Raw genomic sequence first — 26,083 nt, forward strand, 5'->3', positions numbered from 1 at the left:
CGCGTACTGATGCGCGGTTCCACGGCAGTTCGGTCAAAACCGATCTCTTGACATGGCCGAACGCGCTCGATTTACTCCCTGGCAACGCCGGTGTCGAGCACTCGGCGCAGAGGTACGCCCAGCCGGTAGTTGGCCCCCGCCACAAGCCCGGACTGAGTCGCCAGGGCCCTTCGCGGGTTCCGAGGCGGGGACGTGCCCTCCACAGCTGGAGCTCACCGATGAGCCTCAATCGTGTTGTGCGCAGGTGCATGACGGCGGCCGCGGCCCTCTCGGCCACCGCGGCGGCCTGCCTGCTCGCCCCCTCCACCGCCTCGGCGGGTCCGTCCACCGTCCGACTGCCGTCGCCGCACGCCGGGTTCGACTACCAGATCGGCGGCGCCTACACCCCGCCCGCCGGAGTGCGGACCGTCAGCCGTGACCGCGGCGCCGGCCCCGCCCGCGGCCTGTACAACCTCTGCTACGTCAACGCCTTCCAGGCCCAGCCGGGCGCGGAGCAGGAGTGGGACTCCGACCTGCTCCTCCGGGACGCGAACGGTGACGTCGTCTACGACGGCGACTGGGGCGAAGCCGTCCTCGACATCCGTACCGCGGGGAAGCGCAAGCGGATCGCCGCCAAGGTCAACGGGTGGATCGACTCCTGCGCCGACAAGGGCTTCCAGGCCGTCGAGCCCGATAACTACGACACCTACACCCGCTTTCCCGACCACCTGAAGGCGAGCCAGGCCAAGGCCTTCGTCTCGCTCCTGTCCGCGCACGCCCACGACAAGGGCCTCGCCATCGCGCAGAAGAACACGCCCGAACTGGCCGCCGACCGCAAGGAGACCGGACTGGACTTCGCCGTCGCCGAGGAGTGCGGGGAGTGGGACGAGTGCGGGACGTACACGGCGGCGTTCGGCGATCGCGTCCTGGTCGTCGAGTACTCGGCGGACGGTCTGCGCAAGGCCTGTGCCGGCTGGGGTGAGCGGCTGAGCATCGTCCGCCGTGACGTCGGGGTCTCGCCCGTCGGCAGCAGCGGATACCTCCGCAGGACCTGCTGAGCGGGACGCCGGGTTCCGGACACCCGGGACCCGGCGCCCCACGCCCGCGGCTCCTCTTCCCTCTCCCGCCCCTGGAGGTAGTGATGACAGCAGTCCCCCGAGCGCCGGGCCCACCGTCGCGGCGCGGTGTGCTGCGCGCCGGCGGTGCCAGTGCGCTCGCGGTGGCCGGTGGCGCCCTGACCGGCTGCGGTACGGGCATCGCCGACGGGGTCGGCTCCGACGGCCGCGTCACGATCCAGATGTGGCACGGCCAGAACGACACCGCCGCGAAGGTCATCAGGAGTCTGGCCGCCGAGTTCGAGCGCACCCACCCGGACATCCGCGTCGACATGGGCGGCGGCGTGCTGTCCGACGCCATGCTGCAGAAGGTCACCGCCGCGCTCGCCTCCGGCGCCTACCCCGACATCGCGTACATCTTCGGCTCCGACCTCGCGAGCGTGGCCCGCAGCCCACAGGTGGTCGACCTGACCGAGCACGTGCGACGGGGTCCGACGCCGTGGCGCAACTACCACGCGCCGGCCCGCGAGGCCGTCACCGTCAACGGCCGGGTCCGCGCGATGCCCGCGCTCCTGGACGCCCTCGCCGTGGTCTGCAACAAGAAGGTGTTCGCCGAGGCCGGGGTCGCCCTGCCCGAGGCGGGCTGGACCTGGCGGGAGTTCACCGACACCGCGCGCCGCCTCACCGACGCGGCCGAGGGGCGGTTCGGCACCGGCTGGCCCGGCACCGGCGACGAGGACACCGTGTGGCGGCTGTGGCCGCTGATCTGGGACCTGGGCGGCGACGTCATCGCCGGGGACGGGCGGAGCATCGGCTTCGAGACGCAGGGCGTACGCGCCCTGGAGGTCGTTCAGGACCTGGTGCGCGACGAAAGCGTCTACATCGACCCCAAGCCGGGCAGCGAGCAGATGTACCAGGTCTTCCTCTCCGGCCGGATGGGCATGGTGGCGACCGCCCCCTGGCAGCTGCCGGACATCCAACAGGCGAAGGTCGACTACCACGTCGTGCCCCTGCCCAGCTTCAGCCGCCGCCCCATCACCATCTCCGGCCCCGACACCTGGACGCTGTTCGACAACGGCGAGGCCCGCGTGCGGGCCGCGCGCACCTTCGTCACGTGGCTGACCCAACCCGCCCAGGACAGCCGGTGGGACGTGGAGGCGGGCAGCCTGCCGCTCAGCCGCCGCAGCGAGGACCGCCCGGCCTGGCGCGAGCACGCCACCCGTACCCGCGGCCTGTCCGTGTTCACCGAGGCGGTCACCTCCGCGCGCGTACGCCCCGTGCACCCGGCCTACCCGCGTGTCTCGCGCGCCCTGGGACAAGCCATCGTCGCCGTGCTGCTCGGCCGCAAGAGCCCCGCCGACGCGGTGCGCTCCTGTGCCGAGGAGTCCAACGCCGCCCTGCTGATACCGCGTTGAGGACCTGACATGCCCCGACTTCCCACCCCGCTGACCCTGTCGCAGAACCCGCCGGAGCCGCGCGCCCTGCGCCGCCGGCGCCGCAGGGAGGCGGCCACCGCCTGGGCGTTCGTCTCGCCCGCCGTGCTCGTCATCCTCGGCCTGAGCGTGCTGCCGGTGATCTGGTCGCTGCTGCTGTCCTTCCAGGCCAACGACCTCGTCACGCCCAGCCGCTGGGTGGGCCTCGACAACTACCACGCCCTGCGCCAGGACCCGAACTTCCACCAGGCCGTGCGGAACACCGTGCTCTACACGGTCCTGTACGTGCCGTCGAGCATCGCCATCGGGCTCGCCCTGGCCCTCGTGCTGAACCGGCGCATCCGCTTCGTCGGTCTCTACCGGACGCTGTTCTTCATCCCCTTCGTCATCTCCGCCACCGCACAGGGCGTGCTGTTCTCCTTCATCCTCGACCCGGAGTTCGGCGCGGCCAACTCCCTCCTGCACCGCCTGGGCATCTCGCCGCAGGGCTTCCTCACCGACCCCTCGCAGGCCCTGGGCGTCCTGGTCGTCATCACCCTGTGGAGCGGTACGGGGCTGTGCACCGTCATCTACCTCGCGGCGCTGCAGGACGTCGACCACTCCCTGGTGGAGGCGGCGCGCCTGGACGGCGCGGGCCGGGCGCGGGTCCTGCGGCACGTGACGCTGCCCGCGCTCACCCCGGTCAGCGTGTTCCTGCTGCTCTGGCAGACCATCCAGTCCCTCCAGGTCTTCGACCTCGTCTACGTGACCACCAAGGGCGGGCCCCTCGGCTCGACCACCGTGATCGTCTACTTCATCTGGGAGCAGGCCTTCAAGGAGTTCACCGCCGGGTACGGAGCGGCCGCCGCCTACGTCCTCGCCCTCGCGCTGATGGTCGTGGCCGTGCTGCTGCGCGTGGTCCGGCGCGAGCGCACCCCTCGTACGAAAGCAGCCGCCTCATGACCGCGACCACGACCGAGCCGTCCCGGGTCGCCTCCCGTCCGACGGCGGTGCCGAGCGCCCGGCGCCCCTTCCGGCTCCCGTTCAGCGCCTGGCACCTGCTGCTGGCGCCGCTGGCCGCGCTGTTCGCGGTGCCGCTGGTGTGGCTGGTACTCAGTTCGCTGATGAGCAACGCCGAGATCAATCGCTTCCCGCCGGCGCTCTGGCCGTCGAGGATCGACCTCGGCGGGTACGGCTATGTCCTCGGCAACGCCATGTTCCCCCGCTGGCTGCTGAACTCGGTGATCGTCTCCGCCGTCGCCGTCACCTCCAACCTGGTGTTCGGCGTGCTCGGCGGCTACGCGTTCGCCCGGATGCGGTTCGCCGGGTCGCGGCTGCTGCTCGTGCTGATGCTGGCGACGATGGCGATCCCGTTCCAGCTCACGATGATCCCGACCTTCCTGGTCATGAAGAAGCTCGGCCTCATCGACACGCTCGGCGCGCTCATCGTGCCCGCGCTCGTCACGCCGTTCGCCGTGTTCCTGCTGCGGCAGTTCTTCCTGTCCCTGCCCCGGGAGTTGGAGGAGGCCGCCTGGATCGACGGCTGCTCCCGGCTGCGGGTCATCGTCTCCGTCATCCTGCCCCTCGCGCGGCCCGCCCTTGCCACGGTCGCCGTGCTGACCTTCCTGACCACGTGGAACGACCTGACCTGGCCGCTGATCGCCATCAACCACGACACCCAGTACACGCTGCAACTCGGCCTGACCACCTTCCAGGGCCAGCACCACACCCGCTGGTCCGCGGTGATGGCGGGCAACGTCCTGACGGTCCTTCCGGTGCTCGTCGCGTTCCTCTTCGCCCAGAAGGCCTTCATCCGCTCCGTCACCTCCAGCGGCCTCAAGGGCTGACCGCCCGCCGCCCGCACCCGTTCAAAGGACCGCGATGCCCACCGCGTACGACCTGCTCGTCATCGGGGACGCCAACCCCGATGTCGTCCTCGGCCCGCTCACCGAACCGCTCGCCTTCGGCCAGCGCGAACAGCTCACCGCGTCCGGCGCCCTCGTCATCGGCGGCTCCGCCGCCATCATGGCCTGCGGCGCCGCGCGCCTCGGCCTGCGCGTGGCCTTCGCCGGGCGCGTCGGCGACGACGACGCCGGCCGCTACGTCCGCGACGCCCTGACCGCCCACGGCGTCGACACCCGGGCCCTGGCCCTCGACCCCGACCGCGCGACGCCGCTGACCGTCGTCCTCACCCGGGGCGACGACCGGGCCGTCCTGACCGCGCCCGGCACCCTCACCGCGACCTGCGGCCGTGACGTCCCCGCCGACCTGCTGGCAGCCAGTCGGCACGTCCACGCGGCCTCGTACTTCCTGCAGCCCAGGCTCGCCGAGGACCTGCCGGAGCTGCTGCGCACCGCCCGCGCGCACGGCGCCACGACGTCACTCGACACCCAGGACGACCCGTCGGGGCGCTGGGCCGGGCCCGCCCTCGACGCGGCCCTCGCCGAGACCGACATCCTGCTGCCCAACGCCCGGGAAGCGATGCACCTCGCAGGGGGCGAGGACTCCCCCGAGGCGGCCGCCGCGCGCCTCGCCGAGCGCGTCCCCCTCGTCGTCGTCAAGAACGGCCCCCAGGGCGCCCTGAGCCACGACGGCCGCACGCTGACCCGCGCGGACAGCATCGCGGTGACGCCCCTCGACGCGGTCGGCGCCGGGGACAGCTTCGACGCCGGATTCGTCGCCGCCACGCTCCGACACCAGCCCCCGCACCAGGCGCTGCGGTTCGCGGCTGTGTGCGGAGCCCTGTCCACGCGGGCCCACGGAGGCACCGCCGCCCAGCCCACCTGGGACGAAGCCCTCACCCACACCCTCTCTCGCACCGGAGCGCACGCATCATGACCCAGCCCAAGATCGTCTTCATCGGCGCCGGAAGCGTCGTCTTCACCCAGGGGCTGCTCGCCGACCTCTTCGCCTTCCCCGAGCTGAAGAACGCGCACATCGCGCTGCACGACATCGACGCCGAGCGGCTGGCCACCGCCGAGGCCGCGGCCCGCTACATAGCGCGCGAGCGGGGCGCCGACGCCCGCATCACCGCCCACGCCGACCGCCGCGCCTCCCTGGCGGGCGCCGACTTCATCATCAACATCGTGCAGATCGGCATGGGCGAGTCCACCCGCACCGACTTCGACGTGCCGGCCCGCCACGGGCTGCGCCAGACCATCGGCGACACCCTCGGCATCGGCGGCATCTTCCGCGCCCTGCGCACCTTCCCGTTCCTCAAGCGCCTCGGCGAGGACATCGCGGAGCTCTGCCCCGACGCCTGGCTGCTCAACTACACCAACCCGATGGCCATGAACGTCCAGTACCTCACCGAGGCCACCGGCCTGACCAAGGTGGTCGGCCTGTGCCACTCGGTGTACTGGACCATGCAGGACCTGGCCAAGCTCGTGGGCGTCCCCTACGAGGAGATCACCTATCGGGCCGCAGGAGTCAACCACCAGGCATGGGTGCTGCGTTTCGAGCACCGGGGCACCGACCTCTACCCCCGCCTCGACGAACTCGTCGCGCGGGACGAGCAGTTGCGGCGCCGGGTGCGGGTCGACATGTACCGGCGGCTCGGCTACTACCCGACCGAGACCAGTGAGCACTCCTCGGAGTACGTGCCCTGGTACCTGCACCACGACAGCGAGATCGACCGGCTGCGCCTCCCGGTCGGCGCCTACCTCGGCATCGTCGACGAGAACGTCGCCGAGTACCGCCAGACCCGCGACGCCCTCGCCGCCGGGGACCCGCTCACCGTCGAGGGCACCATGGAGTACGCCCCGCAGATCATCCACAGCATGGTCACCGGCACCCCGCGCACGGTCTACGGCAACGTGCCCAACCGCGGCCTGATCGACAACCTCCCGGCCCACGGCGTGGTCGAGGTGCCCTGCCTGGTCGACGCGGCGGGCGTCCAGCCGACCCGCGCCGGAGCCCTGCCGCCGCAGCTGGCGGCCCTCAACCGCACGTATCTGAGCATGAACGACCTCGTCGTACGCGCCGCCGTCGACGACGAGCCGCGGCACATCCGGCACGCGGCCATGACCGACCCGGCCACCGCCGCCGCCCTGACCGTGGATCAGATCTGGCGCCTCTGCGACGACATGGTCCGCGCCCACGCCGACCTCCTGCAGCCGTCGCTGCGGGTCACGTCGGCCGACGACTGACCTTCCCATCCCCCGGCACCCGCCGCACCGCTCCCCGACCGAGAACAGGAACCCCCGCACATGTCCCTCACCAGCCAAGAGATCGCCACGCAGCCACAGTGCTGGGAGAGCGTGCTCGGCCTGCTCCCCGACGTCGCCCCGGCGCTGCCCGCCAAGGGCGAACACGTCGCGGTGATCGGCTGCGGCACCTCGCTCTTCATGGCCCAGGCCTACGCCCACCTGCGCGAGGAGACCGGGCACGGGCCCACCGACGCCTTCCCCGCGTCGGCGGCCCGGCTGCACCGCCGCTACGACCGGATCATCGCCCTGACCCGATCCGGCACCACCACCGAGATCCTCACCGCGCTGGCCGCCGCCGACCCGGCCGCCCGCGTCACCACCATCACCGCGGTGCCCGGCTCTCCGGCCGCCCGCGCCGCCCACGACGTGATCGCGCTGGCGGAGGCCGACGAGCGGTCCGTCGTCCAGACCCGCTACCCGACCACGCAACTCGTCCTGCTCCTGGCCCACTTGGGCCACTCCGTCGAGCAGGCACGGGCCGACGTCGTCACCGCGCTCGAAGCCCCGCTCGACCCGGGGGTGCTCGCCGCCGAGCAGATCACGTTCCTCGGCGAGGGCTGGCACGCGGGCCTCGCGCACGAGGCCGCCCTCAAGGTGCGCGAGGCCGCCGCCCACTGGACGGAGTCCTACCTGGTCCCGGAGTACCGGCACGGGCCCATCGCCGTGGCGGGTCCCGGGCGGGCCGTGTGGAGCCTCTCCCCGCTGCCCGAGGAGCTGGCCGAGCGGATCGAGGCCACGGGTGCCTTCCTGCGCCGGCCGGGCCTCGACCCGCTCGCGGAGCTCGTGCTCGCCCAGCGCGTGGCCGTGCGGCTCGCCGAGGACGCGGGGCGCGACCCCGACAGCCCCGCCCACCTGACCCGGTCCGTCGTCCTCACCTGAGGCGGCCCCCATGACGGGCGGGGACCGCCCTCTCTCCCCCGACTCGGCGGTCCCCGCCTCCTTCCCCGGCGCCTTCCCCCTCCTGGCCCCGGACTCCGTCCCCGGCCGACCGGCCCGTCCGGTCGGCCACCGACCCTGGAACTCAGCCATGCCTCTGGTCACTCCGTACGACATGCTCCACACCACCTCCGCGGCGGTGGGCGCCTTCAACGTCGCCCTCATCGAGCAGCTGGAGGCCATCCTCATCGGAGCCGAGCGCGCGCGGCTTCCGGTGATCGTGCAGATCAGCGAGAACGCCGTCGCCCACCACGGCTCCCTGGCCCCCCTGGCGGCAGCGGCCCGTACCGCTCTCGCGGCCTCGTGCGTCCCCGCGGCCCTCCACCTGGACCACGCCACCCGCCCCGAGCTGATCGAGGAGGCGGTCGCCCTCGGCTTCACGTCCGTGATGTACGACGGCGCCGCCCTGCCCTGGCAGGAGAACGTCGCCCACACCCGCCGGATCGCGGGGCACTGCCGGGAGCACGGCGTGTTCCTGGAGGCGGAGCTCGGCGAGATCGGCGGCAAGGACGGCGCGCACGCGCCCGGGGTGCGCACGGACCCCGCCGAGGCCGCCCGGTTCGTGACGGACACCGGCGTGGACGCCCTCGCGGTGGCGGTCGGCACCTCGCACCACATGACGGAACGCACCGCCCGCCTCGACCTGGAACTCGTGAAGCGGCTGCGTGCCGCGGTGCCGGTGCCGCTCGTCCTGCACGGTTCGTCGGGCGCCGACGACGCGACCTTGGCCGCGGCGGCGGCCGCCGGTATCCGCAAGATCAACATCTCGACGCATCTCAACGCGGTCTTCACCGAGGCCGTGCGCGGCGTCCTCGACGCCGGTCCTGTCGTCGACCCGCGGCGCTACGTGAGCCGGGGCCGCGAGGCGATGGCCGCCGAGGTCGCCCGGCTGCTGGGGCTCTTCGCCTCCGCGGTTCCGGCGGCCGTGCCGTCCTAGGGCCTCGGGGCGCCCGTGCGCAGGACGGCGAACAGTCCCCGCGCGCGGGCGCCGTCGGGCTCCTGCCAGGAACCGGCGATCTGCCCGGCCGCTCCCTGGGGCGGCACGGGGTCACCGTTCCGGGTGGGGCGCAGGACCCGGCACAGGTGGAGTACGCCGTGCGGGAGGGCCAGCGACGTGCCTTCCTGGTCGTCGGTCGCGGGAAGGGCGGGAAGAGGCGGGACCGAGGCGGCCTGGCGGCCCTCACCGGTGCAGGAAGAGGTGACCTCACGGTCGGGGACATCGCTGGTGTTCTGGTCCTGGGCTCGCACCCGACCCTGGAGCAGCGCGAGCAACTGGTCGACCAGCACCGGGTCGTGGTAGCCGTCGTAGGCCCAGCGCCGGCCCAGTACGCCGTGCTCCATCGTGCCCACGAGGGCGTGCTCCGCGCCGTCCAGCGGGGCGCCGCGATAGGTGAGCGGCACCAGATACGCGGTCGCCTCGGCGCCGGACGTATCGGTGACCACGATGAACTCCATGCCCACCTCTCCCGCCGGGTCGTCGAGCCGGAAGCCGCCGGACGTGACCAGTCGCGGTTCGCCTGCGCCGCGGTACCACGGGCGGGCGGGCAGCCAGGAGCCGAGCAGTTCCAGCTTGCTCGGTTCGACAGAGGTGCGGTGGATGACGGCCATGCCGAGGGCTCTCTTCCGTCGAGCGGGTGCGGGCCCCCATACCTTGTCACCAGCGGGGTGGGGGCGGAGAGGGAGGTCCCTGGGGCGCTTTGTATCCAATGGGTATCGGGGAGCGCTTGGTCACCCATCGATCGGGCGCTCCGGGCCCGGCGCACGGTGCCGCGCCCGTGGTCTGCCATATCGTTCCTTTGAGGTCGTCTGAGGTCGTCATCGTTCCTTTCAGGTCGTCCGGCCCGCCCCCCCCACCCCTTCCGCGCAGGAGTGAGCCACCCGTGTCGTCGTCCACCCCGGCTCCGGCTTCCCCGCAGTCCGTCCGCGTGCTGCTGGTGGAGGACGACGACCTGATGCGCCGGTCGTTCGCCGTCGCCCTGGAGCGCTACGGGTACGGGGTCGAAGTCGCGGCAGACGGCCTCGCGGGGCTCGAACTCTTCCGGGACGGGCAGTTCGACCTGCTGATTCTGGACGTCATGCTGCCCGGGCTCGACGGAATCGGGCTGTGCCGCAGAGTCCGCGAGACCAGCCTGGTGCCGGTCCTGATGATGTCCGCGCGCGGCGACGGACTCGATGTCGTCGCCGGTCTGGAGGCCGGGGCGGACGACTACGTGGTCAAGCCCGTGGACACCTACGTCCTGGTGGCTCGCATCCGCTCCCTGCTGCGCCGAGCGACGTACGCCCCCGCCCCGGCAACCGCCCAAGGTCCCGGCCCGGCCGCGGGCGACGGGCCGCCGCCGTCCGAGGAGAGAGTGCTGGTCTTCGGGGACCTGAGCATCGACACGGGAGGCCTGGAGGTCACCGTGTCCGGGCGTCCGGTGGCGCTCACTCCCACCGAACTGAAGCTGCTCCTCGAGTTCGCCGCCCACCCGGGGATCGTGCTGGAGCGGCACACCCTGCTGCGCAACGTCTGGGACTACGGCTGGGACGGCGACAGCCGGGTCGTGGACCTGTGTGTGCAGCGGCTGCGCGGCAAGCTGGGGCGGGACCGCATCGAGACGGTCCGCGGCTTCGGCTACAAGCTCAGGCGCTGAGACCGTGCCGTCGTTCCGCCGATCGCGGCCGGTCCGGGTGGCCCTGCGCTGGAAGATCGCGGCGCTGGCCGCGGCCACGGCCTGCCTCGTCGCGGCGGTGGTGGGCGTGCTGGTGCACGGGTGGACCGCGCGGGACATCCGCGCCCGGGCCGACGCGAACGCCTTCAACACCGTCTATTCCGCGATGGACACCTACCGGCGCACCGGAACCCTGGCAGACGGTGCCGAGCTGGATCCGGACGACCTGCCCACCGCGCTGCGCCGTCCGGCCGACGGCGAGCGCCACACGGCGTACGACGGACGCGTCGAGGACAACCTCGGGCCCAGCTACTGGGGCGCCCAGCGGGTCGGCGGTCCGGGCAGCCGGGTGCTTGCCGTGCGGATCAACATGAGCCCGGAGCTGCACGAGCTGCGCCGGCTCGACGTGGTCATGGCGGTGGCCTCGCTGGTGGCGCTGGCGGCGGCCGTCCCCGTGGCGGTGTACGGGGCCGGGCTGCTCGGCCGACGGCTGCGGCGCGTCTCCGAGACGGCGGGCCGGATTTCCGCGGGGGATCTGGACGCCAGGACCGGACCCGCTCAGGGCCGCGACGAGGTGGACGACATCGCCGCCACCGTCGACCTCATGGCCGACAGCCTCGCCCGGCAGCTCCGCTCCGAGCGACGTTTCACCGCGGACGTGGCCCACGAACTGCGTACGCCGGTCGGCGGTCTGCTGGCCGCCGCCGACCTGCTGCCCGAGGGCGAGACCGAGGACCTGCTGCGGGCCCGCGTGCGTGAGCTGCGCGGCCTGGTCGAGGACCTCCTCGAGATCTCCCGCCTCGACGCGGGGGCCGAACAGCCGGTCCGTGCCCATGTCCCGCTCGGGGCGGTCGTCTCCGAAGCGGTGGTGCGCACGGGCCTCGACACCGAGGTCACGGTCGTCGCGGGACAGGGGGACGAGGCCGCGCAAACCGTGGAGACCGACCCCCGCCGCCTCGAACGCATCGTCGGCAACCTCGTCGTCAACGCCCACCGGCACGGCGCGGCGCCGGTGCGGGTGAGCGTCGAGGGCCGCACCGTCGTCGTACGCGACCACGGCCCCGGCTTTCCCCCTGATGTGCTCCGCGACGGCCCGCGGCGCTTCCACACGGGCGCGGCGGAGCGCGGCTCGGGACACGGCCTCGGCCTGACCATCGCGCTGGGCCAGGCACGGCTGCTCGGCGCCGGACTGCGCCTGGACAACGCCCCGGACGGCGGCGCGGTCGCCACCCTGCGCCTGCCGGACTGAGAGCCCGTCTGCGAACCCCCGCCTGCGCCCCGACGCCCGGCACGCACGCTCGGCGCACGGCCGCCGCACAGCAGAGCGGCCACTGATACATCACCGCCCAGGCACCGATACGTTCCCCGGACACCCTTCGACGTGCACCCACCGCACCGACGAGGAGTCCCCCTGTGAGCCCCGGCCCCTTTGCCCAGCACGCACTGCACGCGACGACCGGAATCGCGGCTTCCACCACCGACCTGTCGAAGTCCTACGGCAGTGGCGACACCCGCGTCGTCGCCCTGGACCGGGTCAGCATCTCCTTCCGGGAGGGCGAGTTCACCGCGATCATGGGCCCTTCGGGCTCCGGCAAGTCCACCCTGATGCACTGCGCCGCCGGACTCGACTCCTTCAGCTCCGGCTCCGTACGCATCGGCACGACCGAGCTCGGCACGCTGAACGACCGGCAGCTGACGGAGCTGCGCCGGGACCGGATCGGCTTCATCTTCCAGGCGTTCAACCTGCTGCCGACCCTGACCGCGATCGAGAACATCACGCTGCCGCTGAGCATCGCGGGTCGCCGCCCCGACGAGGAGTGGCTGCGGCGCGTGGTGGCCATGGTCGGTCTCGCCGAACGCCTCGGCCACCGCCCCGGGCAACTGTCCGGCGGGCAGCAGCAGCGCGTGGCGGTGGCCCGCGCCCTGGCCTCCCGGCCGGGGATCGTGTTCGGCGACGAGCCCACCGGCAATCTCGACTCGCGCGCCGGCGCCGAGGTGCTCGGCTTCCTGCGCGAGTCGGTACGGGAGCTGGGCCGGACCGTCGTCATGGTCACTCATGACCCGGTCGCCGCCGGTTACGCGGACCGCGTGGTCTTCCTGACCGACGGCCGGCTCGTCGACGAGATGGAGCAGCCGACGCCGGAGCGGGTCCTGGAGCTGATGAAGACGCTCGGCACCGGCCCTCGCACCAGCTGACGGACCGCGCCTCTTCTGCCGGGCCGCCCCACCGACGCACCCGACGGCCCCACCGGCACCCAGGGCGACCGCCCCCGCACCTCACCAGCCCCCCTCACCCGCCTCGCTCACTCGCTCCCTCGCGCCCGTCGAGCCCTCCCTCCCAGGAACCGCCCCGTATGTTCCGTATGCTCCGTACCGCTCTGCGCACCGTCCTCGCGCACAAGGCCCGTCTGGCCATGACCGTCCTCGCGGTCTGTCTGGGTGTCGCGTTCGTCAGCGGCACCCTCGTCTTCGCCGACTCCTCCGCCGCGGCCTACCGCGCCGCGGCGTCGCAGAACTTCGCCGGCATCGCCGTCAGCGTGACCCCGAAGGACCCGCCTCCGGGCACCTCCGTCGACGAGCGTTCCTCCGCACTGGACGACGCCCTGGTGAAGAAGCTGGCGGGCGTCCCCGGTGCCGCCGCGGTGCGCCCGACGGCCGACGGTTCGGCCGTCCTGAACGCGGCGGACGGCACGCCGCTGCGGGCCGACGAGGCGTGGGCCAACCTGGGCTCCGCGTACGTACCGGACAAGGGCGGCAAGGACAGCCGCTACCCCCTGGCCGAGGGCCACGCCCCGCGCAACGGGCGGGAGTTGGCCGTGGACGGCGGGACCGCGTCCGCCGGGCAACTCCGCATCGGTGACATCGTCACGGTGGCCACCGACGGCCCCGTCATGAAGAAGCGACTTGTCGGCATCGTCACCACCAAGGACACGCGGGTGACGGCCGGCGGCACCCTCGTCCTGTTCGACAAGGCGAGCGCCCAGCGGCTGTACGCCTCCCCCGGCCACTACACCGGCATCGACGTGTCCGCCGCGCAGGGCACCGACGAGTCCGAACTCTCCCGCCGCGTCGAGGACGTCCTCCCGGCCGACCGGGCCCAGGCGACCACAGGCAGCGCGCAGGCCGAGCAGCAGGCGACGAACGTCGACACCATGACCCGCGGCTACCGGAAGATGCCCCTGGTCTTCGCCGGGGTCTCGCTGTTCATCGGCTCGTTCCTCGTCGTCAACACCTTCACCATGCTCGTGTCCCGGCGCACCCGGGAGATCGCGCTGCTGCGGGCGATCGGCGCGGGGCGCCGCCAAGTGGTCCGCTCGGTCCTCCTGGAGGCCCTGCTGATCGGTCTCGCCGCGTCGGCGGCCGGATTCCTGCTCGGCCTGGGTTTCGCCGCCGTACTGCCCGACATCCTGAGCACCACCGGCGACCCCCTGCCCGACGGACCACTGGTGATCGGCGTGCGGCCCGTCCTCGCGGCCCTCGGCGTGGGGGTGGGCGTCACCGTTCTCGCCGCGTGGCTGCCCGCGCGCAGGGCGGCCAGGATCGCTCCGCTCGAGGCGCTGCGGGTGGCCGAACAACCGCCCTCGGCCGCACGGACCCGCCGCCGCGGCGTGCTGGGGCTCGCCCTCCTCGTGGTCGGCGGCGGTCTCCTCGTGTCGCTCACCGGGGCCGATGACGCCTCGGAGGAGAACCTGCGCAGCGCGATGCTCGGCTGCGCCGTCCTGGTGGTGGCCGTGATCGTCCTTTCGCCGCTGCTCGCCGCTCCCGTGATCCGGCTCGCCGGACGCCTCACCGGACGCTTCGGCGTCATCGGCCGTCTGGCGCGGGAGAACGCGCTGCGCGACCCGCGGCGCACCGCGGCCACCGCCGCCACCTTGATGATCAGTACGGCGCTGGTCGCCGGGCTCGCCGTCATCGGCAACTCCACCGCCCAGGCCCTGGACCGCCAGACCGCGGCAGGACTCGGCGCCGACTACGTGATCGGCACCCGCTCCCCCACGACCGGCATCGACAGGGCCGCCGTGCGGCGAGTGGCCGACGTTTCCGGAGTACGCACCGCCGCCGCGGTCTCGGACTCCACCCTGGTCGTGGGCGGCCGCGTCCGGGCGCTCTCCGGCGTCGACCCGCGGCCGGCCGCCGCCACCATGAAGCTCGACTTCGCCGACGGCTCGCTCGACGACCTCGGGCCGGGCCGGATCGCCCTCTCCAGCAGCCTGGCCCGGGAAGAAGGCGTGGGCGTGGGCGACAGGCTCGCCGCGTCGATGGGCCGCGCCCAGCAGATCACGCAGTACACCGTCGTCGCCGTCTACCGGGACAACCCCACCGCGCAGGACGCGCTGGGCGCCCGCGACGAGGTGCGGCACCACAGCTTCAAGCCCGGCTCCGTGCAGCGCATCCTCGTACGCACCGACGACGGCGCGACCGCACGGAACGAGGAACGACTGCGTGCGGCCGTGGGCGACAGTCCGCTCCTGAAGGTGCAGGACCGCGAGCAGCTCGTGCGCGAGGCGGCCGGCGCCGTGGGCAACCTTCTGACGCTGATGTACGGGCTCCTCGCCATCGGTGTCGTGATCTCCGCACTCGGCATCGTCAACACCCTGGCCATGTCGGTCGCGGAACGCACCCGCGAGATCGGTGTGCTCCGCGCCATCGGCATGAACCGCTCCGGAATCCGGCGCATGATCCGCCTGGAAGCACTCACCGTGGCCGCCTTCGGCACGCTCCTCGGCCTGGTGTGCGGGGTGTTCGGAGCGTGGGCGGTCGGCGCGCTGGCCAACGGCGCCATGGAGCGGTACGCGCTGTCGATCCCGTGGGGAACGCTGCTGCTCGTATGCCTGGCGTCCCTCGCCATCGGCGCGCTCGCGGCCGCGGTTCCGGCCCGCCGGGCGGCGGGTCTGCGACCGCTGGAGGCCGTGGCGGAGGCCTGACAGGCGGAGGACTGCGTGACGTGATGGAGGTGGTCATGATGGCCCCATGGCGGCAGAGAACCGTGAATACACCGAGGACGGCCACTTCATCGTCATCAAGGGGAGACGCTGGCGGGCCACCGACCCCCGCGTGCCCGACGACGTCAAAGAGCGCCTCGTCCACCACCTGATGGCGGCCCGCCGTGCCGTGGCCGCCGCGGGTGACGACGAAGCGGCCCGGAAGGCCGCACGGGCCCGCGTGCAGCTGGCGAAGACGGGGCTAGGGGAACGCGGCGCCGCGTGGTGGGACCAGGGGCTCGCCGAGCGACGCAGGCGGTGGCAGGACTGCCTACGGCAGCTGGAGGAGGAGTAGGACCCCTCACGGAGCGGGCCCGCCGAGCGGTAGCGTGCCCCGACGCGGCGGCCCGTCCTCCCGAGCGGCGGCGATTGGGCGCGCCGCGGTTGTGCCCGCACCCAGGACGGCGGATTCTGTAGGCAATGAACGCGGCTGGTGTGGCGCCATGACGGCCTGGAACGCGGAGCGGAGTGTCGACTTCCGTGGCCCCCTCGACATCACCAGGGCGGCCACGGCGATCGTCGACGCCCGGGACACGATCGTCGGGTGGAGCGCCGCCGCGACGCAGCTCCTCGGATACCCGGAGCGGGAGATCGTCGGCCGTCGTCTGTCCACGCTCCTTTCCCCGCCCGGCACGGCGCCCGCCGTCCCCCCTCTCCCTCCCGGGTTCCGGGGCGACGAGATCCGCGTGGTCCGGCACCGGGACGGGCGCGAGCTGATCGTGGCCGTCGCGGTGTGCCCACTGGCGGGCACCGACGCTCCGCTGCGCGTTCTCGTCGCGACGGAACTGGCGGATCTGCGCTGGTGGGAAGCCCGGCAGGCGCTGTTGCACGGGCTGACCACCCAGTCGCCCGTCGGCCTCGCCATCTACGACACCGATCTGCGCCTGACCTGGTGCAACGCCGCGTACGAGCAGGACATGGGACGCCCTCTCGCCGAGTTCCGCGGCTCCCGGGCCGATGAGCTGTACTCGGAGGGCAGGTTCGTGACCAGGGGGCACCCGCCCACGCTCGACGCGGTCATGCGCCACGTACTCGACACCGGCGAGCCGTTCCTGGACCTGCACTTCGAGGGGCGGCCGCCCAGCGACCCGGACACGGACCACCTCTGGTCCTGCGCCTACTACCGGCTCCAGGACGCCGACGGCCATGTCTTCGGCGTGTGCGAGGACGCCTTCGACATCACCGACCGCTACCGGGCCCAGCGACGCCTCGCCCTGCTCGTCGAGGCGGGCCGAGGCATCGGGACCGCCCTCGACGTCCTCGCCACGGCCGAGAAGATCACCGAGGTGGCCGTGCCGGAGTTCGCCGTCTCCGTCACGGTCGACCTGGCGCGGGCGGTACTGGAGGGCGAGGTGCCGGCCACCAGCGGGGCGGCCTCGATGTCCCTGGTCCGGGTCGCCCGCAGCCCGGCCGATGAGACCCAGGAGGCACCGGGTCAGGAGCACCCGCCGGTGCGGTACCCGCCCGGGTCGCCGCAGGACCGCAGCCTCTCCTCGGGCGGGCTCGTCCTCCAGGACGCCACCCTGGTCGTTCCGCTGCGGGCCGGGAACAGCGTCCTGGGACTCGTCACCTTCCTGCGCGGGCCCGCGGCCACCTTCGACAGCGGCGAGGTGGCGCTGGCCGACGAGTTGGCCGCCCGGACCGCCGTGTCCGTCGACAACGCGCGCCGCTTCACCCGTGAACGCACCGCCTCCCTGGTCCTGCAGCGCCAGTTGCTGCCCCGGCAGGTGCCGGAGCAGTCGGCGGTCGACGTGGCCCACCGCTATCTGCCCACGGACGACGTGACGGGGGTGGGCGGTGACTGGTTCGACGTCATCCCGCTGTCCGGGACCCGGGTCGGGCTCGTGGTCGGCGACGTGGTCGGCCACGGTCTGCAGGCCGCCGCCACGATGGGCCGGCTGCGCACGACCGTTCGCGCGTTCGCCCAGATGGACCTGGACCCCGTCGAGCTCCTTTCGCGGCTCGACGATCTGGTGGCGCAGACGGGGGAGGAACAGTGGAACGAAGAGGGGGCGCCCGACGGTGCGTACGCCGATGTGACCACCGGAGCGACCTGCCTCTACGCGGTCTACGACCCGGTCTCGCGGCGCTGCGTCATGGCCAGGGCCGGGCATCTGCCTCCGGCGGTCGTCGATCCCGACGGGCAGGTGTCCTTCCCCGACCTGCCGGCCGGGCCGCCGCTGGGCCTCGGTGGCCTGCCCTTCGAGTCCCTGGAGATCGAGCTGCCGGTGGGCAGTCTCCTCGCTCTCTTCACGGACGGTCTGGTCGAGGCGCGCGACCGCGACATCGACCACGGACTCGACACGATGGGACGCGTGCTGAGCGACCGCGACGCGTCCCTGGAAGAGCTGTGCGACCGGGCCGTGGCGGAGCTCGTGCCGGGCGGTTCGACGGCCGACGACACGGCTCTGCTGCTCGTACGCACCCGGGAGCTGGACACCTCCCAGGTCGCCGAGTGGGAGCTGCCCGCGGAGCCGGTCGCCGTGGGCCGGGCCCGGGACCTGACCACCGGGCAGTTGTGCCGCTGGGGCCTCGAAGAGCTGTCGTTCACGACCGAGCTCGTCGTCAGCGAACTGGTCACCAACGCGGTCAGGTACGCGGAAGGACCGGTCCAGGTGCGCCTGATCCGTGACCGCACGCTCCTGTGCGAGGTCGCCGACACGGGCCACACCTCACCGCACCTGCGGCACAGCGGCGAGGAGGACGAGGGCGGCCGCGGCCTCTTCATCGTCGCGCAGCTCGTCCAGAGGTGGGGCACGCGCTACATGCGCTCCGGCAAGACCATCTGGACCGAGCAGGCCTTCCCCGCGACGGCACGGGGCGGACTGTGACCGCCGACGGCGGCCGGGCTCACGCGTCGGCGAACGCCTCCATCACCGACAGTCCCCGACAGGTGCCCCGCACCGCAGGTCCGCCGCGCCCCGGGGGCCGGGGCCGCGGGCGGGCGCCCCTGCCGTCTGGCGCCCTCCGCCCGAGTGTGCTGAGGTGCCCGGAGCCCTGGAATTCCCGTCCGTGCTCCCGGAGAGTGACCTTGCGCAGCTTGACCTTCGTCATCGGTACGGGCCGCAGCGGCTCCACCGCGCTGTCCCGCATCCTCAACACCCACCCCGACGTACTGAGCCTCAACGAGTACATGGCCTCCGTCGGTGAAGTGGCCTTCCCCGAAGGTCAGTTGTCGGGCGCGGAGTTCTGGGACGCCCTTTACCAGCCCACGTCGTACTTCGCCGGAATGCTCCGCAGCGGGCTGCCGATGCCCGAGTTCCTCTACACGCGCGCCCCCGGCCGGTACGCGGCGGAGACCACCGGCATCCCCGCGCTCTCCCTCATGGTGCTGCCCCACCTCACCGACGATCCCGACGGCCTGCTCGACGAGATCCGTGCCGCGGTCCTCGACTGGCCCGTCCGGACCGCGGTCCACCACCATGAAGCCCTCTTCGAGCTGCTCTGCGCGCGCTTCGGGCGCACCGCCGTCGTGGAGCGCTCCGGATATTCGACGGGGTGGGCGCCGGGGCTGCGGGCCGCCTTCCCGTACGCGAAGTTCGTCCACCTCTTCCGTGACGGACCCGACTGCGCCCTGTCCATGAGCCGTCACCCCGGATACCGCGTGATCACGTTGATGCGCGAGATCAGGGAACGGACCGGCGTCGAGGACTTCGCCGACCTGACGGCCGACCGGATCCGTTCGCTGCCACCGGAGTTGGCGCCCGTGCTCGGCGAGCGCTTCGACCCCGCCCTCGTTCGGGACCGGGAGTTCCCCCTGCGCCGTTTCGGCACCCTCTGGTCCGAACTCGTGGTCCAGGGGGCGCGGTTCATCGACGGGCTGCCGGTCGCGCAGCGCATGTCACTCGGCTACGAGGACCTCCTCGACGCACCCCGGGACGAACTCACCCGCCTCGCCGCGTTCGTCGGGATCGAGCCGTCCCCGCGGTGGCTGGACGGCGCGTGTGAACTGCTCGACGGCGGCCGCCGCGGCTCCGCGGCCAAGCAGCTGACCGCCGCTGAACTCGCGGACCTGCGGGAGAGCTGCGCCGCGGGCACCCGCGCGCTGGCGCGGACGCCGCGCCACGGGCACCGGGCGCCATGAGAGGACGGGCCCCGCGGCGCCGCGGGGCCCGTTCCGGTTCGGCCGGTCAGGCGGGACCTGCTCGGTACATACCTCCCTTGCCGCGGCTCGCGCCGGGCTCTCCCTGCCGGGCGGCCGCGCTGGCGGCCAGGGCGAGCAGGAGAGCGACACAACCGGTGATGACGTTGCTGACCACGGTCCTCGTGGTGCTGACGTCACCCGCCACGACCCACGGGGCCACGATCGTCCACACGCCCAGCGCGCAGGCGGCCCACGCCATGCTGTGCGTGCGGTCGTAGGCACGGCCGAAGCCGCCGCTCATCAGGAGCGCGTAGGCGATGCCGACGATCAGGTTGGTGACCGTGAGGCGGGTCAGGCCGTCGAACCCCGTTATCCAGGGCGAGGCGGCCAGGTAGAGCCCCGTCAGGAAGGCCAGCGTGTCGATGGCCTGCACTTTCGGAGAACTCGCCGCGCGTTCGGCGCTCTCGTGCCGCGCGCGTATGTCGGCGATGTCCGGGTGCGTTTCCATGGAGGACGGGGACATGGGAGACGTTGCCACTGCGTCCACCTCCAGTTGGGTGGTTCTTGGGTGCGGACAGGGCCGCGCACACCGAACGTCGTCACGCGGCCGAACCAGGACTCGGGGCGGCGGCAGCAGACAGGTGGCTGCCGGGTTTCCGGGCCGATCCGGGGCGGTCCGTCCCGCTCGGCCGGAGGGGGCTCGCGTCGTCCGTTGCGGGCGACGGGCCTTGAGAGGGCACTGCTCTTCGGAGCCCGCTGCGGCGTCGGCTCCTACCTACCCCGAGAATACTCGCCCTCACCCGTCTTGTCGTACGGCGGAGGGGACTATTCCGGTCTCTCTTCCGGTGCGCTTGCCGGCGTAGCGGCCGGGCGGAACGCCCACGACCCGTTTGAAGTGCCGGGTCAGATGCGCCTGGTCGTAGAAGCCGACCTCGGTCGCGACCTCGGTGGGCGGTGTGCCGTCGAGGAGCAGTCGGCGGGCGCGCTCGACCCTGCGGGCCATCAGGTACTGGTGCGGGGCGATGCCGAAGGCGGCGCTGAACGCCCGGACCAGGTGGGTGGGGTGGGCGTGCACGCGCTGGGCGGCCTCGTGCAGGGTCACACCGCTCAGCAGCCGCTCGTCGAGGAGCTCCCGCAAGCTGTGAGCCACGCCGCGGCCCTGCTCCGGGCGGGCCGCGGCGAGCCGGGGCCGGAGGTGGCCGCGGAGCCGCTCGCCGACCAGGGCGAGGCGGCTCTCGGCCTCCAGCTCGTCGCCGCGCCGCGCCAGGGACGCGTGGAGCTGTCCGATACGCCGACGCAGGAGCGGGTCGGTGATGTCGGGATCGTCCACCGCCGGGCCGATGAGACTGTCGTCGAGGAGGGGTGCGTCCAGGTACAGCACCCGCTTGCGGAAGCCGTGCGCGGTGGCCGGTGAGCCGTTGTGCGGCACCTGGGGCGGCAGCACCGACACGGTGTCCCGCGGGGTGCCGCGTTCGCGGCGGCCCAGGTCGTAGCGGACGGCGCCGTCGTCGACGATGAGCAGCGTCCACACGTCGTGGACGTGCATCGGGTACGCGTGCTCGGTGAAGTGCGCGTGGAAGACCTCCACGACGCCCGGCACCTGCGGGCGCCACGCGGAGACCTCCTGCGGGGACGGCATGCCAAGAACGTACAAGACCGGGCGGCCGGGTGGTCGGCAGCCTTGTCGCATGACCACCGACACCACGCAGAGCGCGCCCGTACGTTTCGACACCAAGATCGCAGTGATCCTGCGGGAGGACCTGGAGACCTGGCAGCGGCTGAACGTCACCGCGTTCCTGGTCAGCGGCCTCGGCACGCAGGACCCGGAGGTGATCGGTGAGCCGTACGCCGACGCCGACGGCACCCCGTACCTGCCGATGTTCCGGCAGCCGGTGATGGTCTTCGAGGGAACGAAGGAGGCGGTGACGGCGGCGCACGGCCGCGCGCTGGGCCGCGCGCTCCCCCGGGCGGTCTTCACCTCCGACCTCTTCGCCACCGGCAACGACGGTGACAACCGGGCGGCGGTACGGGCCGTGCCGGGCGACCAGCTGGACCTGGTCGGCGTCGCCGTGTACGGGCCGCGCAACGCGGTCGACAAGGTGATGAAGGGTGCCCGCATGCACCCCTGAGGCAGGGCCGCCCACGACGGCCGAGCCCTAGCGAGGGTCATGGACGCTCTTCCGTACGCCGCTCGCGCCGGGGCCGAGGCTCGCCCGGACCGACCGCGGCAGCCGGTCCGGGGGCGACGGGCGGCCCCGCCCCCGCGTCGAGCTCCGTGAGCCGAGCCACGACCTCGGGTGAGTGCAGGCGGGCGGCCGCCTCCTGGAGCTGGGCGTAGACCTCCACGGCGGCGCGCAGGCGGTGCCGGACCGTCACGGCGAGGGCGGCGGTGAGCAGCGCCGCGGGCCACCACCGGATCGCCAGCGGGGCGTACAGGAGCGTCCAGCCGCCCAGCGTCGCCGCGCGGGTGAGGGCCTGCTCCGCCGCGGTGATCTCGGCGCGGACCGTGTCGGGGAAGGTGAGCCACAAGTAGGGCCAGAGGCTGGGCAGATCCAGCTGGTGATCGCGCTCCAGGCGGACGGCGACGGCGTGGATGCGGTCGCCGCTCCACGTGGGACGGTCGGGTTCTTCGGCGGCGATGCCGCTCATCGCCCGGTACGCGACGCGGCGCGGCGTCGCATCGGCCCGGGTCTGCCGCATGGCCAACCAGCGGGCGTCCGCGTCGAGTTGGTTTCGGTAGGCCTCCGCCGCGAGGCTCCAGCGGGCCCGGCGGCGCGTGACGCGGACCTGCGTCCACTGCCGCAGCGGGCGTGGCCAGGTACGCCAGTCGGCGGCGAGTACCGCGCGCAGGAGCGGGGACCCCAGCCACTGGGCGGCCAGACCGGCCACCGCCGCGAGCGCGAGTACCGCACCGAGCAGCACGACTTGGCCGCCGACGCTGGTCATGGCGGGCTCCTGGGCCCAGTCGGTGATCCGGTCGACGAGGCGGCCGCGGTCCAGCGCGTGCGCCTGGCCGAGCGTACGGGCGACGGTGGCGGCGCACAGGAAGAGAGCACCCGGCAGGACCAGCAGCGTCAGCCAGCGCTCGGCGAGCTTCTGGCCGAGGGCACCGAGGAACCCGTTCATCACTACAGGCGCACTCTGCGCAGGGGGCGTTCGCCGATGCGGCAGTCCGGCACGTCGCGGCCGTCGGGCCAGGAGTAGCGGGAGCACTGGCCCGACGGGCACAGCAGCACCCATTCACCGGGGAGCGACGGCGTGGTCCCGATCGGGTCGAGCCCTCTGGGCCGCCCTCGGATACCGGACGCGTCGCCCGCGGCCAGCAGCGCCTCGTGCAGGGCGTCGAGGTGGGGGGCGGGGTCCGTCCCGGCAGCGAGCGCCGCCACGAGGCCCTCCAAGGGAGCGGCGCCGTCGCCTCCGTGGGCCTCCAGATCCGCACGGATACGGCTCAACTGCCCGCACACGTACGCCACTTCCGCACGCCACTCAACGGCTTCGCCATCGCCCCGGTCCCCCACCGCACACCCCCGCCCGCAGCCCACCCACGATGTCCGACGCAACCGTATCGACCGGCCCCTCCGCGGACGCGGTCCGTGCGAGCATGGCTCTCTGAATCCGGCCGAGGCGAGCGGGGCATCAACTGGCGTCGGAGGCAGGGTAATCGACCGACCTGCAGCCGAGGGGGATCCATGGGAGAGCGCGAGGTGCTGCTGGCCGCGGTCCGGAGCCGGATGGAACGCGTGAGCGCCACCGGGGACGGCGCCGCCGTGCTGGAGCCGGAAGTGTTCACCGAAGCGTGGTCCCTGGCGAACCTGTGCGACGGCGTGAACGATCCGGAGGCCCACTACGCCCTGGGGCGACTGCATCACCTTCGCACCCAACACCTTCCGCCGGAGCAGGCCGGAGGCGACCGGCAACTCGCGGTCCACTGGCTCATGAAAGTGCTTGGCCACGCGCAGGCCACCATGGATCCGACGACGCAGACGAGGGCCGTGGAGTTGTGCGAGACCATCGTGGGCGACCTCGCCGAGGATCACCCCGCCCGCCCCGCCCTGCTCTCCAACCTGGGCATGGCACTGGTGATGCGGTCCACCCACACACTGGACACCGCCGACCTGGACGAGGCGGTGCGCGTGACCCGTGCCGCCGTCCGGGCCGTGCCCGACCATGCCCCCGAGCGGCCCCTCTACCTGTCCAATCTCGGCCTCGTCCTGCGAGCACGGTGCGAGCGCACCGGGACGACAGCGGACCTGGACGAGGCGGTGGAAACGCTCCGTGCCGCCGTCCGGGCCACCCCGGACGGCGACCCCGGGCGCGTGAACCGGCTGTATCACCTCGGCCTCGCCCTGGGCGTGCGGTTCGAGCGTACGGCGACGCTCGCGGATCTGGACGAGGAGGCGGAAGTGCTCCGCGCCGCCGCTGGGTCCGTCCCCGCGGACCACCCCTTCCGGACCAAGTTCCAGTCCGTCCTCGGCGGCGTCCTCCGTACCCGGTTCGAGCGCGCGGGAGATCCGGAGGACCTCGACCAGGCGCTGGAGCTGGCCCGCGCGGCCATCCGGGCGACCCCCGTGGACCCGCACGACCGCGCCCAGGGGCTGTCCACCCTCAGCTTCGTCCTGTTCACGCGCTTTCGGCAGACGGGGGCGCCGGAGGACCTGGACGAAGGGGTGGAGACGGCCCGGGCCGCCGTGCGCCTCACCCCCGAGAACTACCCGGCCACGGACCGGGCGATGCTCCTGTTCGGGCTCGGCGCCGCGCTGCTCCAGCGGTTCGAGCGTACGGAGGCGGCGGCGGATCTGGACGAGGCCGTGGAGACGCTCCGCGCCACTCTGCGCAGCACGCCCGACGACTATCCCCTCCGCGCCACGTACCGGGCCGTCCTCGGCGACGCCCTGCGGAAACGGTCGGGGCGCGACGACGCGGCGCCGGAGGACCGGCGGGAGCAACTCGCCCTGTGGAAGCACACGGTTGAGGACGCGACCGCTCCGCCCCGGCTGCGCATCATGACCGCGCGGGAGGCGGCCCGCTGGTCCGCGGCCACGGACCCCGCCCTCGCCGCCCGCCTCCTGGAGGCGGCGGTGTTGCTGCTGCCCGAGCTGGCTCCTCGCCGACTGGGGCGCGGCGACCAGCAGTACGTCCTCGGGAATCTCGCCGCCGGTCTCGCCGCCGAAGCGGCCTCGCTGGCCCTGGCCGACCCCACCGTGCCGGCCCACGCACGGCCCGGGCGGGCGCTGCGCCTCGCGGAGGCCGGCCGCGCCGTGCTCTTCTCCCAGGCGCTGGAGACCCGCGGCGATCTGACCGATCTGCGGGACGCGCACCCCGAACTCGCCGAGCGCTTCTGCCGCCTCCGCGACCAGCTGGACAGAGAGCCGGATCAGACGGGAGGGCGGGAACGCCACGATGTGGCCCGGGAGTTGGACCTCGTCCTGATGCGCATCCGACTCTGCGAGGGGTTCGCGTCCTTCGGCCTGCCGCCGACGCTCGACGACCTCCTGGCCGAAGCGGCGCACGGCCCGGTGGTGACGTTCAACATCAGCCGCTACCGCAGCGACGCACTCCTCCTCACCCGTGCGGGCATCACCTCCTGCCCGCTGCCCCGGCTGACCGAGGAAGCCGTCTACGACCAGGTGAACGCGTTCTACCGGGCGCTGGAGGAGACGACAGCGCCCGACGGCGACCGGGTCTCGGCGCAGCAGACGCTGTGCCAGGTCCTGGAGTGGCTCTGGGAGGCCGCCGCCGAGCCCGTCCTCACCGCCCTGGGCGACGCGCTCCCCCGCGCCGACGCGGCGACGCCGGACGAGGGCTCCGGGCCCCTGCCCCGACTGTGGTGGGCCTCGGGCGGCATCCTCGGCCTGTTGCCCCTGCACGCCGCGGGCTTCCATACCGACCCCGGGCCCGGCCCGCGCCGCCGTACCGTCCTGGACCGGGCGGTCTCTTCGTACACCCCCACCGTCCGCGCCCTGCGCTACGCCAGGCGGCCCCGCCCCCTGAGCGACGAGGGACCGCGGTCCCTGATCGTCGCCATGCCGACCACACCCGGCCTCGGCCGGTTGCGGCACGTCGCGGAAGAGGCCGACCGGCTACGGTCCCTCCTGCCCGACCCGGTCGTGCTGACCGAACCCGAACCGGGGCCAGAACTCGCATCAAATCCAGGCCTCGGGACAGGGCCCGGCCCCGGGACGGGCCCCGGGACGGGCCCCGACCCCAGCCCCGAAACCGTCCCCGAGCCCGTCCCGGAGCCCGTCCCGGACGACGCAACGCCCCACCCGCCGGGCAGTCACGCCGCCCCCACCCTGGCCCGCGTCCTCCACCACCTGCCGGAGTGCGCCATCGCCCACTTCGCCTGCCACGGTGTCGGCGATCGCACCGACCCTTCCCGGAGCCGGTTGTTCCTGCACGACCACGCCACGACGCCCCTGACCGTCGCGGCCCTCGCCGGGGTCGATCTGGGCCGCGCCCAGCTGGCCTACCTCTCCGCGTGCAGCACCGCGGACCCCGGCCGGGCCGACCTGCTGGACGAGGGAATCCACCTCTCCAGTGCGTTCCAGCTCGCGGGCTTCCGCCACGTCGTGGGCACCCTGTGGCCCATCGACGACCGGCTGGCCGTGACGGTCGCCGAGGCGTTCTACACCTACCTGGGCGGCGGCCCGGCGGGGACGCTCACCCCCGACCGGTCGGCCGCCGCCCTGCACCACGCCACCCGGGCGGTACGCGACCGCTACCCGAGAACCCCGTCACTGTGGGCCGCCCACCTCCACACCGGCGCGTAGGCCACC

22 protein-coding genes are annotated in these 26,083 nt (G+C 73.2%); 17 read left to right on the forward strand and 5 right to left on the reverse strand.

What is annotated here, in order from left to right; all coding sequences use genetic code 11:
- Positions 1 to 218 precede the first annotated feature (218 nt).
- The 8 genes from ACZ69I_RS25545 to ACZ69I_RS25580 all read left to right on the forward strand — a co-directional run bounded on the left by ACZ69I_RS25545 (position 219) and on the right by ACZ69I_RS25580 (position 8,527).
- Positions 219 to 1,037 carry an endo alpha-1,4 polygalactosaminidase gene (locus ACZ69I_RS25545; protein ID WP_470834848.1) on the forward strand — a complete coding sequence of 273 codons (819 nt, stop codon included), beginning with the start codon at positions 219 to 221 and terminating at the stop codon, positions 1,035 to 1,037.
- A gap of 83 nt (positions 1,038 to 1,120) precedes the next feature.
- Positions 1,121 to 2,449: an ABC transporter substrate-binding protein gene (locus ACZ69I_RS25550; protein ID WP_470834849.1), complete on the forward strand. Its 1,329-nt coding sequence runs from the start codon at positions 1,121 to 1,123 to the stop codon at positions 2,447 to 2,449.
- Positions 2,450 to 2,458: 9 nt separating this feature from the next.
- Positions 2,459 to 3,409, forward strand: coding sequence for a carbohydrate ABC transporter permease (locus ACZ69I_RS25555; protein WP_470834850.1), 951 nt, complete (start codon positions 2,459 to 2,461; stop codon positions 3,407 to 3,409).
- Positions 3,406 to 4,293, forward strand: a complete 888-nt coding sequence (locus tag ACZ69I_RS25560) for a carbohydrate ABC transporter permease (RefSeq protein WP_470834852.1) — start codon at positions 3,406 to 3,408, stop codon at positions 4,291 to 4,293. The genes ACZ69I_RS25555 and ACZ69I_RS25560 overlap by 4 nt, the downstream gene beginning before the upstream one ends.
- A gap of 34 nt (positions 4,294 to 4,327) precedes the next feature.
- The gene (locus ACZ69I_RS25565; protein ID WP_470834854.1) at positions 4,328 to 5,284 is read left to right on the forward strand and encodes a carbohydrate kinase family protein; all 957 of its coding nucleotides are present in this window, start codon (positions 4,328 to 4,330) and stop codon (positions 5,282 to 5,284) included.
- On the forward strand, positions 5,281 to 6,594 hold the full coding sequence (gene melA, locus ACZ69I_RS25570) for an alpha-galactosidase (RefSeq protein ID WP_470834856.1): 1,314 nt from the start codon (positions 5,281 to 5,283) through the stop codon (positions 6,592 to 6,594). The genes ACZ69I_RS25565 and melA overlap by 4 nt, the downstream gene beginning before the upstream one ends.
- 60 nt (positions 6,595 to 6,654) lie before the next feature.
- Complete coding sequence (locus ACZ69I_RS25575) at positions 6,655 to 7,533, forward strand: SIS domain-containing protein (RefSeq protein WP_470834857.1); 879 nt, start codon at positions 6,655 to 6,657, stop codon at positions 7,531 to 7,533.
- A gap of 148 nt (positions 7,534 to 7,681) precedes the next feature.
- Entirely contained in the window at positions 7,682 to 8,527 is an 846-nt protein-coding gene (locus ACZ69I_RS25580) for a class II fructose-bisphosphate aldolase (protein WP_470834858.1), read from the forward strand.
- On the opposite strand, the gene ACZ69I_RS25585 is transcribed toward ACZ69I_RS25580, so the two are convergent.
- A complete protein-coding gene (locus ACZ69I_RS25585) occupies positions 8,524 to 9,198 on the reverse strand; it encodes a maltokinase N-terminal cap-like domain-containing protein (protein WP_470834860.1) in 675 nt (224 codons plus the stop codon). The genes ACZ69I_RS25580 and ACZ69I_RS25585 overlap by 4 nt on opposite strands.
- 344 nt (positions 9,199 to 9,542) lie before the next feature.
- On the opposite strand from ACZ69I_RS25585, the gene cseB reads away from it, so the two are divergent.
- The 7 genes from cseB to ACZ69I_RS25620 all read left to right on the forward strand — a co-directional run bounded on the left by cseB (position 9,543) and on the right by ACZ69I_RS25620 (position 19,307).
- A complete protein-coding gene (gene cseB, locus ACZ69I_RS25590) occupies positions 9,543 to 10,223 on the forward strand; it encodes a two-component system response regulator CseB (RefSeq protein WP_470834892.1) in 681 nt (226 codons plus the stop codon).
- A 4-nt stretch (positions 10,224 to 10,227) separates the two neighbouring features.
- Entirely contained in the window at positions 10,228 to 11,490 is a 1,263-nt protein-coding gene (locus ACZ69I_RS25595; protein WP_470834861.1) for a sensor histidine kinase, read from the forward strand.
- Between the two features lie 164 nt (positions 11,491 to 11,654).
- On the forward strand, positions 11,655 to 12,437 hold the full coding sequence (locus tag ACZ69I_RS25600) for an ABC transporter ATP-binding protein (RefSeq protein WP_470834862.1): 783 nt from the start codon (positions 11,655 to 11,657) through the stop codon (positions 12,435 to 12,437).
- 167 nt (positions 12,438 to 12,604) lie between these two features.
- The gene (locus ACZ69I_RS25605) at positions 12,605 to 15,166 is read left to right on the forward strand and encodes an ABC transporter permease (protein WP_470834863.1); all 2,562 of its coding nucleotides are present in this window, start codon (positions 12,605 to 12,607) and stop codon (positions 15,164 to 15,166) included.
- Between the two features lie 46 nt (positions 15,167 to 15,212).
- Positions 15,213 to 15,518: a hypothetical protein gene (locus ACZ69I_RS25610; RefSeq protein ID WP_470834865.1), complete on the forward strand. Its 306-nt coding sequence runs from the start codon at positions 15,213 to 15,215 to the stop codon at positions 15,516 to 15,518.
- Positions 15,519 to 15,666: 148 nt separating this feature from the next.
- Positions 15,667 to 18,054, forward strand: coding sequence for a SpoIIE family protein phosphatase (locus tag ACZ69I_RS25615; protein ID WP_470834866.1), 2,388 nt, complete (start codon positions 15,667 to 15,669; stop codon positions 18,052 to 18,054).
- 194 nt (positions 18,055 to 18,248) lie between these two features.
- On the forward strand, positions 18,249 to 19,307 hold the full coding sequence (locus ACZ69I_RS25620; RefSeq protein WP_470834868.1) for a sulfotransferase: 1,059 nt from the start codon (positions 18,249 to 18,251) through the stop codon (positions 19,305 to 19,307).
- Between the two features lie 46 nt (positions 19,308 to 19,353).
- Here the strand turns inward: ACZ69I_RS25620 and ACZ69I_RS25625 are convergent, their stop codons facing one another.
- Both ACZ69I_RS25625 and ACZ69I_RS25630 read right to left on the reverse strand, forming a co-directional pair.
- Entirely contained in the window at positions 19,354 to 19,815 is a 462-nt protein-coding gene (locus tag ACZ69I_RS25625) for an SPW repeat protein (RefSeq protein WP_467680082.1), read from the reverse strand.
- 288 nt (positions 19,816 to 20,103) lie between these two features.
- Positions 20,104 to 20,946, reverse strand: a complete 843-nt coding sequence (locus ACZ69I_RS25630; protein WP_470834869.1) for a helix-turn-helix transcriptional regulator — start codon at positions 20,944 to 20,946, stop codon at positions 20,104 to 20,106.
- Positions 20,947 to 20,995: 49 nt separating this feature from the next.
- Between ACZ69I_RS25630 and ACZ69I_RS25635 the strand changes: the two genes are divergently transcribed.
- On the forward strand, positions 20,996 to 21,436 hold the full coding sequence (locus ACZ69I_RS25635) for a DUF2000 family protein (protein WP_470834871.1): 441 nt from the start codon (positions 20,996 to 20,998) through the stop codon (positions 21,434 to 21,436).
- 37 nt (positions 21,437 to 21,473) lie between these two features.
- Here the strand turns inward: ACZ69I_RS25635 and ACZ69I_RS25640 are convergent, their stop codons facing one another.
- Together ACZ69I_RS25640 and ACZ69I_RS25645 are read right to left on the reverse strand one after the other, a co-directional pair.
- Entirely contained in the window at positions 21,474 to 22,433 is a 960-nt protein-coding gene (locus tag ACZ69I_RS25640) for a hypothetical protein (RefSeq protein ID WP_470834872.1), read from the reverse strand.
- 2 nt (positions 22,434 to 22,435) lie between these two features.
- Complete coding sequence (locus tag ACZ69I_RS25645; RefSeq protein WP_470834873.1) at positions 22,436 to 22,780, reverse strand: hypothetical protein; 345 nt, start codon at positions 22,778 to 22,780, stop codon at positions 22,436 to 22,438.
- 216 nt (positions 22,781 to 22,996) lie between these two features.
- On the opposite strand from ACZ69I_RS25645, the gene ACZ69I_RS25650 reads away from it, so the two are divergent.
- A complete protein-coding gene (locus ACZ69I_RS25650) occupies positions 22,997 to 26,077 on the forward strand; it encodes a CHAT domain-containing protein (RefSeq protein WP_470834874.1) in 3,081 nt (1,026 codons plus the stop codon).
- Positions 26,078 to 26,083 lie beyond the last annotated feature (6 nt).

Source organism: Streptomyces sp. NPDC036815 (assembly GCF_055609205.1).

What these genes read in the sequence shown, in the direction of transcription:
- ACZ69I_RS25545 (WP_470834848.1), top strand. Translation starts at nt 219, where the DNA reads ATGAGCCTCAATCGTGTTGTGCGCAGGTGCATGACGGCGGCCGCGGCC.
- ACZ69I_RS25550 (WP_470834849.1), top strand. Translation starts at nt 1,121, where the DNA reads ATGACAGCAGTCCCCCGAGCGCCGGGCCCACCGTCGCGGCGCGGTGTG.
- ACZ69I_RS25555 (WP_470834850.1), top strand. Translation starts at nt 2,459, where the DNA reads ATGCCCCGACTTCCCACCCCGCTGACCCTGTCGCAGAACCCGCCGGAG.
- ACZ69I_RS25560 (WP_470834852.1), top strand. Translation starts at nt 3,406, where the DNA reads ATGACCGCGACCACGACCGAGCCGTCCCGGGTCGCCTCCCGTCCGACG.
- ACZ69I_RS25565 (WP_470834854.1), top strand. Translation starts at nt 4,328, where the DNA reads ATGCCCACCGCGTACGACCTGCTCGTCATCGGGGACGCCAACCCCGAT.
- melA (WP_470834856.1), top strand. Translation starts at nt 5,281, where the DNA reads ATGACCCAGCCCAAGATCGTCTTCATCGGCGCCGGAAGCGTCGTCTTC.
- ACZ69I_RS25575 (WP_470834857.1), top strand. Translation starts at nt 6,655, where the DNA reads ATGTCCCTCACCAGCCAAGAGATCGCCACGCAGCCACAGTGCTGGGAG.
- ACZ69I_RS25580 (WP_470834858.1), top strand. Translation starts at nt 7,682, where the DNA reads ATGCCTCTGGTCACTCCGTACGACATGCTCCACACCACCTCCGCGGCG.
- ACZ69I_RS25585 (WP_470834860.1), bottom strand. Translation starts at nt 9,198, where the DNA reads ATGGCCGTCATCCACCGCACCTCTGTCGAACCGAGCAAGCTGGAACTG.
- cseB (WP_470834892.1), top strand. Translation starts at nt 9,543, where the DNA reads ATGCGCCGGTCGTTCGCCGTCGCCCTGGAGCGCTACGGGTACGGGGTC.
- ACZ69I_RS25605 (WP_470834863.1), top strand. Translation starts at nt 12,605, where the DNA reads ATGCTCCGTACCGCTCTGCGCACCGTCCTCGCGCACAAGGCCCGTCTG.
- ACZ69I_RS25610 (WP_470834865.1), top strand. Translation starts at nt 15,213, where the DNA reads ATGGCGGCAGAGAACCGTGAATACACCGAGGACGGCCACTTCATCGTC.
- ACZ69I_RS25615 (WP_470834866.1), top strand. Translation starts at nt 15,667, where the DNA reads ATGACGGCCTGGAACGCGGAGCGGAGTGTCGACTTCCGTGGCCCCCTC.
- ACZ69I_RS25625 (WP_467680082.1), bottom strand. Translation starts at nt 19,815, where the DNA reads ATGGAAACGCACCCGGACATCGCCGACATACGCGCGCGGCACGAGAGC.
- ACZ69I_RS25630 (WP_470834869.1), bottom strand. Translation starts at nt 20,946, where the DNA reads ATGCCGTCCCCGCAGGAGGTCTCCGCGTGGCGCCCGCAGGTGCCGGGC.
- ACZ69I_RS25635 (WP_470834871.1), top strand. Translation starts at nt 20,996, where the DNA reads ATGACCACCGACACCACGCAGAGCGCGCCCGTACGTTTCGACACCAAG.
- ACZ69I_RS25640 (WP_470834872.1), bottom strand. Translation starts at nt 22,433, where the DNA reads ATGAACGGGTTCCTCGGTGCCCTCGGCCAGAAGCTCGCCGAGCGCTGG.
- ACZ69I_RS25650 (WP_470834874.1), top strand. Translation starts at nt 22,997, where the DNA reads ATGGGAGAGCGCGAGGTGCTGCTGGCCGCGGTCCGGAGCCGGATGGAA.